The organism is Burkholderia sp. BCC1977, from assembly GCF_905339595.1.
Classification (GTDB): Bacteria; Pseudomonadota; Gammaproteobacteria; order Burkholderiales; family Burkholderiaceae; genus Burkholderia.
This window is the reverse complement of the sequence record NZ_CAJPGQ010000044.1, coordinates 56,837-70,661: the sequence shown is the minus strand read 5'-3', so window position 1 is coordinate 70,661 and position 13,825 is coordinate 56,837. Positions and strand designations below refer to the sequence as shown.

General features: G+C 68.9%; 14 protein-coding genes. All 14 read right to left on the bottom strand.

Going from position 1 to position 13,825, the window contains the following annotated elements; genetic code table 11:
- Positions 1-130 precede the first annotated feature (130 nt).
- The 14 genes from U5771_RS28365 to motB all read right to left on the bottom strand — a co-directional run bounded on the left by U5771_RS28365 (position 131) and on the right by motB (position 13,820).
- Positions 131-511: a DUF805 domain-containing protein gene (locus U5771_RS28365; RefSeq protein ID WP_322027042.1), complete on the bottom strand. Its 381-nt coding sequence runs from the start codon at positions 509-511 to the stop codon at positions 131-133.
- A 362-nt stretch (positions 512-873) separates the two neighbouring features.
- Positions 874-1,371 carry a VOC family protein gene (locus U5771_RS28360; RefSeq protein ID WP_322027041.1) on the bottom strand — a complete coding sequence of 166 codons (498 nt, stop codon included), beginning with the start codon at positions 1,369-1,371 and terminating at the stop codon, positions 874-876.
- Between the two features lie 158 nt (positions 1,372-1,529).
- Positions 1,530-2,783, bottom strand: coding sequence for a DUF3443 domain-containing protein (locus U5771_RS28355; protein ID WP_322027040.1), 1,254 nt, complete (start codon positions 2,781-2,783; stop codon positions 1,530-1,532).
- A gap of 16 nt (positions 2,784-2,799) precedes the next feature.
- Positions 2,800-3,303: a DUF2844 domain-containing protein gene (locus U5771_RS28350; RefSeq protein ID WP_322027039.1), complete on the bottom strand. Its 504-nt coding sequence runs from the start codon at positions 3,301-3,303 to the stop codon at positions 2,800-2,802.
- Between the two features lie 257 nt (positions 3,304-3,560).
- A complete protein-coding gene (cheZ, locus tag U5771_RS28345) occupies positions 3,561-4,292 on the bottom strand; it encodes a protein phosphatase CheZ (protein ID WP_322027038.1) in 732 nt (243 codons plus the stop codon).
- Between the two features lies 1 nt (position 4,293).
- Positions 4,294-4,689, bottom strand: a complete 396-nt coding sequence (gene cheY, locus U5771_RS28340) for a chemotaxis response regulator CheY (protein WP_006754880.1) — start codon at positions 4,687-4,689, stop codon at positions 4,294-4,296.
- A 67-nt stretch (positions 4,690-4,756) separates the two neighbouring features.
- Complete coding sequence (locus U5771_RS28335) at positions 4,757-5,848, bottom strand: chemotaxis response regulator protein-glutamate methylesterase (protein WP_322027037.1); 1,092 nt, start codon at positions 5,846-5,848, stop codon at positions 4,757-4,759.
- A complete protein-coding gene (cheD, locus tag U5771_RS28330) occupies positions 5,845-6,606 on the bottom strand; it encodes a chemoreceptor glutamine deamidase CheD (RefSeq protein WP_322027036.1) in 762 nt (253 codons plus the stop codon). The genes U5771_RS28335 and cheD overlap by 4 nt, the downstream gene beginning before the upstream one ends.
- The gene (locus tag U5771_RS28325; RefSeq protein WP_322027035.1) at positions 6,603-7,565 is read right to left on the bottom strand and encodes a CheR family methyltransferase; all 963 of its coding nucleotides are present in this window, start codon (positions 7,563-7,565) and stop codon (positions 6,603-6,605) included. The genes cheD and U5771_RS28325 overlap by 4 nt, the downstream gene beginning before the upstream one ends.
- A 3-nt stretch (positions 7,566-7,568) precedes the next feature.
- Complete coding sequence (locus tag U5771_RS28320; RefSeq protein WP_322027034.1) at positions 7,569-9,509, bottom strand: methyl-accepting chemotaxis protein; 1,941 nt, start codon at positions 9,507-9,509, stop codon at positions 7,569-7,571.
- 37 nt (positions 9,510-9,546) lie between these two features.
- Positions 9,547-10,062, bottom strand: coding sequence for a chemotaxis protein CheW (gene cheW / locus U5771_RS28315; protein ID WP_322027033.1), 516 nt, complete (start codon positions 10,060-10,062; stop codon positions 9,547-9,549).
- A 48-nt stretch (positions 10,063-10,110) separates the two neighbouring features.
- Positions 10,111-12,360, bottom strand: a complete 2,250-nt coding sequence (gene cheA / locus U5771_RS28310) for a chemotaxis protein CheA (RefSeq protein WP_322027032.1) — start codon at positions 12,358-12,360, stop codon at positions 10,111-10,113.
- Between the two features lie 33 nt (positions 12,361-12,393).
- Entirely contained in the window at positions 12,394-12,771 is a 378-nt protein-coding gene (locus U5771_RS28305; RefSeq protein ID WP_322027031.1) for a response regulator, read from the bottom strand.
- Between the two features lie 29 nt (positions 12,772-12,800).
- Positions 12,801-13,820: a flagellar motor protein MotB gene (gene motB, locus U5771_RS28300; protein WP_322027030.1), complete on the bottom strand. Its 1,020-nt coding sequence runs from the start codon at positions 13,818-13,820 to the stop codon at positions 12,801-12,803.
- Between the last annotated feature and the right edge of the window lie 5 nt (positions 13,821-13,825).

Here is a 13,825-nt window from a genome sequence, read left to right as displayed (position 1 = left end):
AATCGGGTGAAGCGGAGAATCGGGTGAAGCGGGGGCACCGGAAAATGGAGGCAGCCGTGAAGCGATCGTCGGCCCGTCCCGACGCGACGCGCCCCGACGCGACGGCGTCGCGCGTCGGGACGGGCGGCGCTCAGATTGCCGGAATCGGATCCGTGCCGAAACGGTTCGGGCCGCTGGTGCCGCGCGAGCACATCCACACGAGCAGCAGGATCCCGCCGACGATCGGAATGAACGCGATCAGCAGGAACCAGCCGGAGCGGCCCGTATCGTGCAGGCGGCGGACGGTGACCGAGAGGCTCGGCAGCACCAGCGCGAGCGACACGACCAGCGCAACGATCGCCAGCAGCAGCGAAATCGCACCGGTTTCGCGGCCGACGGCGGCGAGCACCTGGCAGGCGACCGACACGACGCCGGTGAGCAGCGCGAAGTACCAGTATTCGGCGCGACGCGCGCGGCCTTCGAATTTCGCATACTGGTTGAATACGGAACGAATGGCTTCGGTGAAATTCATCTTGTTGCCCTCATGTTATATATCGGCGACCCCGGAAACAACGCGGGAATTATAAGTTTGAATTTCTGCGCATTGCATCTCTTTTCGCGTGCCGACCGGCTCGTACGCCGGCTCTCGCAAAGCTGGAGCGGCTTCAGCGGCGGCATGCCGTATCGTCGACGTGCCTGTCACGTCATTTTTATAATCGTGATTTCCTGACATAAATGTCAGCCTGATAATCCACGACTTGATTACACCAGCATGAAAACGCACCGCGATCGATAATCGAAACGATCGTTCGTTGCTCATTAACCGGCCGGCCGGGAATATCGTCGGACGCCGCGTGCATACCGTCGAAAACGGTGCGTCCCGGCCGGCGTTCGCTAGCCTGCCGCCGCCTGCCGCAGCGCGTCGAGATCGAGCTTCTTCATCGTCATCAGCTGCGCCATCACGCGTTCGGCGCGTGCGGGGTCGCCCGCCATCAGTTCGGGCATCTGCACGGGCACCACCTGCCACGACACGCCGAAGCGGTCGCGCAGCCAGCCGCACTGCTGCGCACGCTCGTCGCCGCCTTCGGCCAGGGCCGCCCAGTAGCGGTCGATCTCCTGCTGGTCACGGCAGTTGACGACGAACGACACGGCCGGCGTGAGCGGGAACGCCGGGCCGCCGTTCAGCGCGAGAAACGCCTGCCCGTCCAGTTCGAACGACACCGTCATCACCGCGCCCTCCGCCTGCCCGGACGCCTGCGCGCCGGACCTGCCGTAGCGGGCGACGTGCAGGATGCGCGCGTCGTCGAACACCGACACGTAGAAGCGGGCGGCCGCCTCGGCGTCGTGGTCGAACCACAGAAACGGCGTGATGCGTTGAATACGCTGGCTCATGGCGCTGTCTCCTCGATGTCGTGCCGGCATCGGTGCCGGTCTTATATCGTAGGCGCTGGCGCGGCGGTCCGATGGGTGACGCGCGCCGCCCGGCCGCGTGCGGAATAAAAAAGGGGGCGATCGCTCGCCCCCTTCCTGCTGCCGCCGTTCGTGCGCGGTCAGAACGCGACGTAAGGCTGCGCGCCGCCGCTCGCGGTCCGGTCCATCCCGAAGTAGATCGTCTTGCCGTAGAAGTGCGGCATGCCGATATCGAGCCAGCCGGCCGTGCCGAACGGGCCGGCGATGTCGTTGAACGCGAACGTCGACGCATTCGCGAACAGCGAATCGGCGTTCGCGACAGGCATCGACACGCCGCCCGACGTACCGTTCTGGCCGGTCAGCGTCGCCGTATAGGTGGTGGTGGACGACGGGCAGTAGAACTGCGTGTTGGTCGAGCAGGTCTTCTGCGCCGAATCGTTGAAGAAGTACGCGTTCGAGCCCGTATCGAAGAACGCGGTCACGTTGCCGCCGAGGAACGTCGCGCTCACGTCGCCGGTCGTCGTCGACGTCAGCACCGTCGACGCCCCGAGCGCGTTGTTGCTCTGCGTGCCGATCCCGAACGTCAGCAGGCCAGTCGCGCTGCCCTGCCCGCTGCTCGAGATGCTCGGCATCTGCACGATCACGCCGTTGTTGTCGGTCGCGAAGTGATGGACCGGGTTGGCCACCTGCTGCGCAACCGGCACCAGCGTCACAGCGCAGCTCGCATTGCCGTTCGGGCACGCGTAGTAGTTGTTGGACGTCGCCGACGTCGACGTCGCGCAGGACGTGCCGCAATCGACCGGCGCCGGCCCGATGCCGAGGATGCCGTTCGCGCCGAGGTCGCTTGCCGAGTTGGCCGACGTCCTGGCGCCGTTGTTCGAGCACGAGCTCGGGACGTTGGCCGTGCCGAGGTCGCCGATGATCTGCACCGGCAGCGAACCCGCCTGCTCGGTACCGATCGACAGGTCGACGGTACGCACCGAACCCCACGTGAAGCTCGACACGAACTTGCCGCACTCGGCGACCGGCGCACCGCCGCTCGTCGTCTGCGGCAGGCTGTTCAACACGCCCGACGACAGCGCACTGCTGACCAGCCGCAGCCCGTAGGACGCGGTGTCGACGAGCACGTTGTTGACCACCTGGCAGTTCGTCGTGCCCGGCACGCAGATCTTCAGGTTGACGGTCGGGATGTTGATCACGTGCGCGACGCCGGTGCCGACCGTGACCACGGCCGTGTTCGCGGTATTGCCGTCCGATACGTTGGAGCCGCCGCCATTGCCGCCGCTGCTACCGCCGCCGCCGTCGCCGCCGCCGCATGCGGTCACGAGCATGGTCGTGGCAGCCGCCAGGCTCAGCAGGCCGAGCCAGCGCTTGAAGGTATGAGGAATTTTCAAGATCGCTCTCCCGCTGTCACTGGATGTCGTTGCCGGTCAGCCCGGCAGGCAACGCCGCCGGCAGCCACGCCTGGCCCGAGAAGGCGCCCATGTGGCCGCCCGTGCGGATCACGAGGCCGCTCGTATCGACGGATACGGGCGCGCGCCAGCCGCGCGCCGCATGCGCGGCCTGGACGCCGGCGGTGTACTGCGGGAAATAGCTGCCGAGCAGCGACTCGAGATCCGGCATGGTCGGCCCGCGCCAGGCGAGGCCGAACACGCTGCCGGCCGCGCTCGTGTATTCGTGGATGACGGTGCCCGATGCGAGCGTGATCTCACGGACGGTATACGCGGCGGCGTTCGCCTGCGCACCGTCGGCGGAGCGCATCGCACGCTGCAGCGCGCGCACCGTGGCGGCGTGATCGTCCGCCGGCGGCGACATCGGCGCGCCGCCCAGTTCGGCCTGTGCGTGGACGGCCCACAGCACACCCATTGCGGCCGTCGCGTGCGCGGCGGCCCAGCCCAAGCGTTTCAGCTTCACGTTCCCCCCCAAAGGGACTGGCTTCGTTGCCGGTGCAGCCGTCAGACGCGGCGCCGCGGGTCAACGAATCAAAGTCTTAAGAATGACGCTTCGTTGCTGCTGACACATAGTATGCCTTCGGAGTGTGTCGGCGTGTCAAATCGTCGCGACATGACGTGCGGCGGGGCCCGCTCGCCGCGGGGGGGAAGAACCGGTGAAAGCCACACGCATCGGCGCCGCTGCGCGATCGGGAGCGGCGCCGATGCGGTGCAGCAAGGTCAGAAGCCGAGACTCGCGAGCAGGTCGTCGACCTGCGCCTGGTCCTGCACGACGTCGGACTTGCCTTCCGGCGCGATCTGCGGCCCGTTCAGCAGCGACTCGGGGCTGCCGGTCGCACTGATCTGCTCGGCCGCGAGCGCGGCCGCGGTCGCCGCGAACTGCTCGCGCCGCTCGGGCGCGATGTTCTCGACGAGCACGGTGAGCAGTTGCTGCTCGATCAGATAGACCATGTCCATGATCTTCTTGATCACCTGGCCGGTCAGGTCCTGGAAATCCTGCGCGAGCATGATCTCGAGCAGCTGCGCGCTGGTCGCGGACGTCGCTTCGGGCAGCGCGCGCAGGAACGTGCGCGTGTCGTCCATCAGCTCGCGCACTTCCGTGTGCTCGATCGGCGTCGCATACCACTGCGCCCAGCGCGCATCGAGCGCCTCGGCCTCGTTCTGGATGCGCTCCTGCACCGGCTTCGCGACCTCGATCGCGTTCAGCACGCGCTCGGCCGCCTGCTCGGTCATCGTCGCGACGTAGCGCAGCCGGTCGCGTGCATCGGGCACGGCTTCCGCCGCGCGCTCGACATGCTTGTCGAGCCCGAGCTCGCGCATCGAATCGCGCAGCGTGCGCGTGACGTGGCCGATGCGCGCGAGGATCCGGTCGCTCGCGTAATCGGCGCCTTCGGCGTGACCGTCGGCGCTGAACGCAGCGCCGGCGAGCGCCGCATGGATCGGCTCGTTCACGTCAGCTCCCGGCCTTGGCCATCTTGTCGATGATCTTGTTCAGCTTCTCGTCGAGCGTCGCGGCCGTGAACGGCTTCACGACGTAGCCGCTCGCGCCCGCCTGCGCGGCCGCGATGATGTTCTCCTTCTTCGACTCGGCCGTGACCATCAGCACCGGCAGATGCGTGAGCGTCGCGTCCGCGCGGATTTCCTTCAGCATCGCGAGGCCGTCGAGGTTCGGCATGTTCCAGTCCGAGATCACGAAGTCGAAGCCGCCGCCGCGCAGCCGCGCGAGGCCGGCCGCGCCGTCCTCCGCTTCGTCGACGTTCGTGTAGCCCAGTTCCTTGAGCAGGTTGCGGACGATCCGGCGCATCGTCGGGAAATCGTCCACCACCAGGATTTTCATGCTCTTGTCCATCGTCGTTCCTTTGCAGATTCGTTACCGTCGAGGCCCGCAGCTTCGCACGTGCCCCGTGACATTTCATTCAGACGCGCTGCACGCGGTCGCCCATCGTCGCCAGTCGCGCCATCACGCGCCGGCTCATCTCGGCAAGCGGCGCGATCTCGTCCGCGCCGCCGAGCGCGATCGCCTCGCGCGGCATCCCGAACACGATGCAGCTCGCCTCGTCCTGCGCGAACGTGTGGGCGCCCGCGCGCTTCATGTCCAGCAGGCCGGCCGCGCCGTCGCGGCCCATCCCCGTGAGGATCACGCCGATCGCGTTCTTGCCCGCGTGCTGCGCCGCCGAGCGGAACAGCACGTCGACCGACGGCCGGTGACGGTTCACCGGCGGCTCGTCGGACAGTTGCGCGATGTAGTTCGCGCCGCTGCGCGCGAGCAGCAGGTGCGCATGGCCCGGCGCGATGTACGCATGGCCCGGCAGCACGCGCTCGCCGTGCTCGGCTTCCTTCACCGCGATCCGGCACAGACCGTTCAGCCGCTGCGCGAAGGACTTCGTGAAGCCGGGCGGCATGTGCTGCGCGATCAGCACCGCCGGCGCATCCGGCGGCAGCGGCGTCAGCACCTCGCGGATCGCCTCGGTGCCGCCCGTCGACGCGCCGATGATGATCAGCTTCTCGGTACTGACGAGCGGGTTGTTGACCATCGGCGCGGCCGGCTGGCCGGTTGCGGTGCGCGCGGCGGCCTGCGGCTGCGGCGCCTGGCGCACGCGCGCGCGCGACGCCGCGCGGATCTTGTCCGCGAGCTTTTCCGCGTAGTCGAGCATCCCGTCGCGGATCCCGACGCGCGGCTTGGTCACGAAATCCACCGCGCCGAGCTCGAGCGCGCGCAGCGTGATCTCGGAGCCGCGCTCGGTCAGCGACGACACCATCACGACCGGCATCGGCCGCAGGCGCATCAGCTTCTCGAGGAAGTCGAGCCCGTCCATGCGCGGCATTTCGACGTCCAGCGTCAGGACGTCCGGGTTGTGCTGCTTGATGAGCTCGCGCGCGACGAGCGGATCGGGCGCGGTCGCGCACACCGTCATGTCGGGCTGGCTGTTGATGATCTCCGTCATCAGGCTGCGGATCAGCGCCGAATCGTCGACGCACAACACTTTGATCTTCTGCACTGCGGTCATGCCTCCTGCTTTCTCGAAAGGTTGGCCGCATACGGGCTGCCGGCGCCCGGGCTTGCGGCCTTCGCGTTCGCCGCCTGCGCGCCTGCGCCGCCGCGGGCGCCGAACAGCTCGATGCGCGGGCGTGCCGGCGGCGGCGCGGCCGGCCGCTTCGCCGCGAACAGCTCGACGTGCGCGCGCGTCCGGGCGGCGCGCACGCGGTCGGCCTCGCGCGCCAGCGCGGCTTCGCGCTCGGTCACGCCCGGCACCTGCAGCCGCAGCTTCTTCACCATCGCGCGGCCGGTGCGCGGCATGAACGCGACCTTGCGCGGATGCACGCCCTGCAGATCCTCCGCGGTGATGCGGATGCGTTCGAGCGCGAGATAGCGGCGGACGAAATCCGCGTTGCGGTCGCCGATGTTGATGGTCGTCATCCCCGCCAGCACGGCCGCGCCGCCGAACACCTTCGCCTCGATGCGCTCGCGGCGCCCGCCGGCCTTGATCAGTTCGTTGATCAGCACTTCCATCGCGTACGCGCCGTAGCGCATCGACTCCGATGCGGCCGCGCCGGCATCGGCGCCGTCGTCGGGCAGCATGAAGTGATTCATCCCGCCGATGCCCGCGAACGGGTCGTGCAGGCACGCGGCGACGCACGAGCCGAGCACGGTCATCAGCACCATGTCCTCGGACGTCGTGTAGAACTCGTTCGGCAGCAGCTTCACGCCGGGGCGTTCGAAGTGGTTGTCGAAATAGCGATTGGTGGCGATCGGCAGCGCGCTCATCCGCGTTCTCCGTAAGCGGGCGCGCGCGGCGGCACCGCCGCGGCCGGCGCCGCGCCGCGCGGACGCAGGCCCGGCGCGGCATCGCGCGTCAGTTCGTACACCGTCTGCCCGCGCAGCCGGAACGCCTGCGAGACGTAGGTGAAATTCTCCGAATGCCCGGCGAACAGCAGCCCGCCCGGCTTCACGAGCGGCTCGAAGCGCGACAGCACCTGCCCCTGCGTCGGCTTGTCGAAATAGATCATCACGTTGCGGCAGAAGATCGCGTCGAACGGCTTCGCGATCCCGTAGTCGGCATCGGTCAGGTTCAGCTGCTCGAAACGGATCATCGCGCGCAGCTCCGGGCGCACCTTCACGCGGCCGGCCTGCGCGCCGGTGCCCTTCAGGAAGAAGCGCTTGAGCCGCTCCGGGCTCAGGTGCTTGACCTGATCGTACGTATAGATGCCGGCCTCGGCCTTCGCGAGCACCTGCGTGTCGAGGTCGGTCGCGAGGATCGATGCGCCGCGCGCGGCCGAGTCGCCGAGCGCCTCGATCAGCGTGATCGCGATCGAGTAAGGCTCCTCGCCGGTCGACGCCGCCGAGCACCACACCGACACGGGCGCCGCGCGCCCCTTCACGAAATCGGCCAGGATCGGGAAGTGGTGCGACTCGCGGAAGAACGCGGTCAGGTTCGTCGTCAGCGCGTTGGTGAACGCTTCCCACTCGAGCGGATCGTCCTCCTGCTTGAGCAGGTCCAGGTAGTCGCGGAACGTGTCGAGGCCGCGTGCGCGCAGCCGGCGTGCCAGCCGGCTGTACGCCATGTCGCGCTTGTGCTCGGACAGCGAGATGCCCGCGCGTTGATGAATCAGCGCGCGGATGCGTGCGAAATCCGCGCCGGTGAACGCGAAGTCGCGCCCCGGCTCCCCCGCGCGGGGCGAGGTATCCGGTGCATCGGGTCGAAACGGTGCGCGCGCGGACGGCATGGCTTAGAAGGTCTCCCAGTCGTCGTCGGACGTGCCGGCGGCCAGCGCCGGCTTCTCGCCGTTCAGCGCCGGACGCACCAGCGCGGGCTTGTCTGCCGGCTTGTGCGCCGGTGCGGCGGACGCCTTCGCGAGACGCGGGCCGTAGCCGCCCGCGGCCGGCGCGTCCTTCGATGCGCGTGCGGCGGCATCCGTCGCGCGCTTCGCGTCGTGGCTCGCGGCCGGTGCCGCGGCATGCGGCGCGGGCGCGGCACGACGGGCTGGCTGCGCGGCCGGCTGCGGCGCCGGCAGTGCGGCCGGCGCGGCTTCGTAACGGCGCGCCGACGGCAACGCCGGCGCCGGTGCGTGCGCGGCCGGGCGTGCGGCGCCGCGCGCCGGCGCGAGCACGATGCCGCCCGCGACGCGCCACGCCGACACGACCGCCTTCATCTGGCGCGTCTGCTCCTCGAGCGATGCGGCCGCCGCCGCGGCCTGCTCGACGAGCGCCGCGTTCTGCTGCGTGACCGAATCCATCTGGCCGACCGCGCGATTGACCTGCTCGATGCCGGTCGACTGCTCGTCCGACGCGGCGCTGATCTCGCCCATGATGTCGGTCACGCGGCGCACGGCCTGCACGATCTCGTCCATCGTCGTGCCGGCCCGCGCGACGAGCGCCGACCCGCTGTCGACCTTCTCGGCCGAATCGCCGATCAGCTGCTTGATTTCCTTCGCGGCGCTCGCGCTGCGCTGCGCCAGCGAGCGCACTTCGCCCGCGACCACCGCGAAGCCGCGGCCCTGCTCGCCCGCACGCGCGGCTTCGACCGCCGCGTTCAGCGCGAGGATGTTGGTCTGGAACGCGATGCCTTCGATCGTGCCGATGATGTCGACGACCTTGCCCGAGCTCGCCGCGATGTCCTGCATCGTCGACACGACCTGGCCGACCACGTCGCCGCCCTGCGTCGCGATGTCGGACGCGTTCACCGCGAGCTGGCTCGCCTGCCGCGCGTTCTCCGCGTTCTGCCGCACGGTGCCGGTCAGCTGCTCCATGCTCGATGCGGTCTCCTGCAGCGACGCCGCCTGCTCCTCGGTGCGCTGCGACAGGTCGGTGTTGCCGGTCGAGATCTCGCGCGCGCCGACGTCGATCGACTCGGTGCCGCGATGCACGGCCTGCACCATCGTCGTCACGGCGTCCTGCATCTGCTTGATGCCGCCGAACAGGCGGCCGATCTCGTTGGTGCTGAACACGTTCACCGGTTGCGTGAGGTCGCCGCCGGCGATGCGCTCGAAGTGCGCGATCGCGTCCTCGAGCGGCTTCACGATCAGCCCGCGCAGCGCGAAGCGGATCGCGATCACGACGACGAACGCGATCGCGATGCCGGCCGCGATCAGGCCGACCATCAGCGAGATCTGCGACTGCGTCGCGGTCTGGCGCTCTTCCGCGCGCTTCTGCAGCGACGCGACCACGGCCGATGCCGCCTGGTCGTACGCGACGAACATCGGGCTGATCTTGGTATCGGCGACCGCGTGATACGCGGCCATGTCGCCCGCGCGCGCGGCCGCGAATTCCGGCTCGACGCCTTCCTTCACGATCGTCGCGTAGCGCGCGGCGAGCTCGTCGACCAGCGCCTGCTCGACGCCGAGCTTCGGCGTCGACTGGAACGCCTGCCAGTTCTGGTTCGACTTCGCGTACAGCTCCTGCGCGCGGTCGAGCACCTTGGCGGCATCGGCCGTGTTGCCGGCCTCGGTCAGCGAGCGGAAGCGGTCGAGCGACACGCGCGCGCGCAGCAGGTACGACGACGTGTCGTCGAGCGTATGGATCGCCGGCAAGTCGACGTGCGCGATCTCGTCGAGCGAGCGGCTCGCGTGATTGAGCGCGTAGAGGCCGAGCCCGCCGACCGCGGCGGCCAGGCACACGAGGATGAGTCCGACCGCCGTGAGCGTCGTGCGGATCGACCAGTTATGCAACATTGCGGATTCTCCCGAAGTTCCTGCGCGCGCGGCGCGCTTACGCGCCGAGCGTCTCGATCAGCGCCATTTCCCGGCTCGACATCAGCTTCTCGATGTCCATCAGGATCAGCATCCGGCCGTCGACCGTGCCGAGGCCCGTCAGGTACTCGGTCGTCAGCGTCGCGCCGAATTCCGGCGCCGGCATGATCTGGTCGGTCTGCAGCGTCAGCACGTCCGACACGCCGTCGACCACCATCCCGACCACGCGGTTCGACACGTTCAGGATGATCACGACCGTCTGGTGGTCGTACTCGACGCGGCCGAGATGGAACTTGATCCGCATGTCGACGATCGGCACGATGATCCCGCGCAGGTTGATCACGCCCTTGATGAAGTCCGGCGCGTTCGCGATGCGCGTGACGCTGTCGTAGCCGCGGATTTCCTGCACCTTCAGGATGTCGATCCCGTACTCCTCGTCGCCGAGCGTGAAGACGAGGAATTCCTGGCCCGCCGCATCGCCCTGCGCGGCGTCGCGGCGGCTGGTTGCCGCGTTCGCCGCGGCCGGATTGATCATTTGGACTTCAGCAGACACGTTTGCCCCCAATCGGTTGAATGGCGAGAGTCAGAAGATCGCGAGCTCGGCGCCGGCTCGGGCGCCGTGCGTCGCACGGGTTTCGCGGTTCAGCGCCGCGACGTCGACGATCAGCGCGACGCTGCCGTCGCCGAGGATGGTCGCCGCCGAGATGCCGTGCACCTTGCGGTAGTTGGTTTCGAGGTTCTTCACGACCACCTGCTGCTGGCCGACCAGTTCGTCGATCAGCATCGCGAAGCGGCGCCCCTCGGTTTCCATGATCGTGACGATTCCCTGGGTCGGATCGGTGCGCGCGTCCTCGACCGAGAACACCTCGTGCAGCGCCACGAGCGGCAGGTATTCGCCGCGCACGCGCACCACGCGCTCGCCGTTGCCGACCGTGTAGATGTCGTCGATCGACGGCTGCAGCGACTCCATCACGAAGTTCAGCGGCAGGATGAAGATCTCGCTGCCGACCTTCACCGACATCCCGTCGAGGATCGCCAGCGTGAGCGGCAGCACGATCCGCGTGGTCGTGCCGCGGCCGGCCTGCGACGTGATCTCGACATGGCCGCCCATCGACTGGATGTTGCGCTTCACGACGTCCATCCCGACGCCGCGGCCCGACACGTCGGTCACGGTCTCGGCGGTCGAGAAGCCCGGCGCGAAGATCAGGTTCCACACCTCTTCGTCGCTGATGTTGTCGGACACCTGCATGCCCTGCTTCGCGGCCTTCGCGAGGATCCGCTCGCGGTTCAGGCCCGCGCCGTCGTCGCTGACCTCGATCACGATGTTGCCGCCGTGATGCGCGGCCGACAGCACGAGCTGGCCGACCCCGTCCTTGCCGACGGCGACGCGCTTGTCGACGGTTTCGATCCCGTGGTCGAGGCTGTTGCGCACGAGGTGCGTGAGCGGGTCGATGATCCGCTCGATCAGGCTCTTGTCGAGCTCGGTCGCCTGGCCGAACGTGACCAGCTCGACCTGCTTGCCGAGCTTGCCGGCGAGGTCGCGCACGAGCCGCGGGAAGCGGCTGAACACGTAATCCATCGGCATCATGCGGATCGACATCACCGCTTCCTGCAGGTCGCGCGCGTTGCGCTCGAGCTGCGCCATCCCGTTGAACAGGCGGTCGTGCAGCGCCGGATCGAACGCGCTCGCGGTTTCCGCGAGCATCGCCTGCGTGATCACGAGCTCGCCGACCAGGTTGATCAGCTGGTCGACCTTCTCGACGCCGACGCGGATCGAGCTGCCTTCGGCGCCCGATGCGGCGGCGGCCGGGCGCGGACGCTTGTCGTCGTGGTGCGCGGCCGCCTGGGCAGCCTGCCCGGCGGGTTCGGCGTGCGGTTGCGGTGCCGGTTGCGCGGCGGCGCTCGGCTGCGTCGGTGCTTGCGGTGCGGCGGCGGCGGCCGGGGCGGCCGGGGCGGCACCGGCGGCTTGCGCGAAGACTTCGACCCGCGCGGCCGGTTCCGGTGCGGCGGCCGGTTCGGCGGCGGCCGGCGTGGCGGCAGACTCCGCCGGTGCGGCCGGCGCGGTGCCGCGCGCGATGCGGATCTGGCTGTCGTCGATCACGAAGCAGCACACGGCGACGATGTCGTCGGACGACACGTCCGATTCGAGCCACAGCGTCAGGTCGGCGCCCGCTTCCTCGCGGCCGACGATCCGGCCGAGATTGCCGAGCTCCTCGGTAAGCAGCGCCTGATCCTTCGCGTCGACGCCGACGAGCGTGATCTTCAGGTGCGGGCCGTCCGTGCCGGCGTCGGCCGCCGGATGCGCGGCCGCGACGGCCTGTTCGACCACGTGATCGGGTGCGCGGTCGCTGCCGGCGGCAGCCGGTGCCTGTGCCGGTGCCTGTGCAGCCGCCACGGCGGGCACGGCAGGCGCGACGTCCGCGGCCGCGGGCGCCCCCGCGCCGCTCTCGGCCTTCAGGCGTTCGAGCTTCGCGCAGATCGTCGCGGCAGCCGCCGCGTCCGGTTCCGCGCTCGCGCGATAGTCGACCAGTTGGTCGGACAGCACGTCCTTGGTCTCGAGGAACGCATCGACCATTTCCTTGGTCAGCGTCAGCTCATGGTTGCGCGCGCGGTCGAGCAGCGACTCGAGGATGTGGGTCGTCTCGGTCAGCGCGGAAAAGCCGAAGGTCGCCGCGCCGCCCTTGATCGAATGCGCGGCGCGGAAGATCGCGGCCAGGTCCTCGGGGTCGGGCGAGCCGACGTCGAGGTTCAGCAGCAGCTGCTCCATCTGCGCGAGCAACTCGTCCGCTTCGTCGAAAAAGGTCTGGTAGAACTGCGTGATGTCGAGAGTCATGCCCGGTCACCGGTTGGATTCGTCGCGTTCATGTCAGGAGGCGGTCTGCTCGGACAGCGTCGCGACCAGGTCGACCAGCACGGTCGGGTCGATCGGCTTTTCGATCCAGCCGGTCGCGCCCGCGTCGCGCGCGGCGTCCTTGAAGGCATCGCTGCCTTCGGTTGTCAGTACGAGGATCGGCGTGTCCGCGTACGCGGTCAGCTTGCGCAGCGCCGCGATCACCTCGAGCCCGTTCTTGCGCGGCATGTTCTGGTCGGTCAGCACCAGGTCGTACGGCACGGTCGCCGCCATGTCGAAGCCGGCTTCGCCGTCCGGCGCCACCGTCACGTCGTAGCCGGCCTGCGCAAGCGTCGCCTGCAGCAGCGCACGCATGGTCGCGGAGTCGTCGATGGCGAGAATGGTTCGGATCATGTCTGTCTCGGAATCTGGTCTTGTCGATATCAGGGTTTCGGCACGGCGACGGCGGACGCCGCGAGCGCGGGGCGCACGGCCGGCGCCGCGCCGCCGAGCTGCTGCGCGAGCTGCTGCGAGCCCGCCGCGTCGGCCGACAGCGTCGTGGCCGTGGCGTCGTCGCGCATCAGCGCGTCTTCGGATTTGCGGTTCAGCACGATCACGCTGATCCGGCGGTTTTCCGGATCGAGCGGATCGGCCTTGTTCAGGTTCTGCGTCGACGCGAGGCCGAGCACGCGCAGCACCTTCGCCTCGTCCATGCCGCCCGCGATCAGCTCGCGGCGCGACGCGTTCGCGCGGTCGGCCGACAGCTCCCAGTTGCTGTAGCCGCCTTCGCCGCCCGCGTACGGCACCGCGTCGGTGTGGCCCTGGACGATGATCCGGTTCGGCACGTCGTTCAGCGTCTTGCCGATCTCGCGCAGGATGTCGCGCATGTACGGCTCGACGTGATCGCTCGACATCGCGAACATCGGCCGCTTCTGCGTATCGACGATCTCGATGCGCAGCCCCATCAGCGTCGAATCGATGCGGATCTGCTGCTTGAACTGGCGCAGCGTCGGATTCGCCTCGATCGCCGCCATCAGCTTGATCTGCAGGTCGTGCAGGCGCGCCTGCTCGAGCCGGTCCTGCGCACCCTGCGCCTGCGACCGGGAATTTTCGTCGCCCGCTTTCGCGAGGCGCTCGGCGAGTTGCGTCGTGCCGTCGGTGCGGCGCAGCGTGCCGGCGTCGACGCTCGACAGGTCGCGGCCGCCGCCGTTGATGATGCTGGAATCCTGCGAGCTGCGATCGCCGCTGCCGAACAGCGCGGCCTTCAGCGGCGTGTTGAAGTATTCGGCGATCCCCTTCAGCTGCACCGGCGTGACCGAGCTCAGCAGCCACATCAGCAGGAAGAACGCCATCATCGCGGTCATGAAGTCCGCATACGCGAGCTTCCATGCGCCGCCGTGGTGGCCCTTCTTTTGCGGGGCCACCCGTTTGACGACGATCGCGCGATCCTTGCTCTTGCTCATCGAAT

What these genes read in the sequence shown, in the direction of transcription:
- U5771_RS28365 (WP_322027042.1), bottom strand. Translation starts at nt 511, where the DNA reads ATGAATTTCACCGAAGCCATTCGTTCCGTATTCAACCAGTATGCGAAA.
- U5771_RS28360 (WP_322027041.1), bottom strand. Translation starts at nt 1,371, where the DNA reads ATGAGCCAGCGTATTCAACGCATCACGCCGTTTCTGTGGTTCGACCAC.
- cheY (WP_006754880.1), bottom strand. Translation starts at nt 4,689, where the DNA reads ATGGACAAGAGCATGAAAATCCTGGTGGTGGACGATTTCCCGACGATG.
- U5771_RS28335 (WP_322027037.1), bottom strand. Translation starts at nt 5,848, where the DNA reads ATGACCGCAGTGCAGAAGATCAAAGTGTTGTGCGTCGACGATTCGGCG.
- cheD (WP_322027036.1), bottom strand. Translation starts at nt 6,606, where the DNA reads ATGAGCGCGCTGCCGATCGCCACCAATCGCTATTTCGACAACCACTTC.
- U5771_RS28325 (WP_322027035.1), bottom strand. Translation starts at nt 7,565, where the DNA reads ATGCCGTCCGCGCGCGCACCGTTTCGACCCGATGCACCGGATACCTCG.
- U5771_RS28320 (WP_322027034.1), bottom strand. Translation starts at nt 9,509, where the DNA reads ATGTTGCATAACTGGTCGATCCGCACGACGCTCACGGCGGTCGGACTC.
- cheW (WP_322027033.1), bottom strand. Translation starts at nt 10,062, where the DNA reads ATGATCAATCCGGCCGCGGCGAACGCGGCAACCAGCCGCCGCGACGCC.
- cheA (WP_322027032.1), bottom strand. Translation starts at nt 12,360, where the DNA reads ATGACTCTCGACATCACGCAGTTCTACCAGACCTTTTTCGACGAAGCG.
- U5771_RS28305 (WP_322027031.1), bottom strand. Translation starts at nt 12,771, where the DNA reads ATGATCCGAACCATTCTCGCCATCGACGACTCCGCGACCATGCGTGCG.
- motB (WP_322027030.1), bottom strand. Translation starts at nt 13,820, where the DNA reads ATGAGCAAGAGCAAGGATCGCGCGATCGTCGTCAAACGGGTGGCCCCG.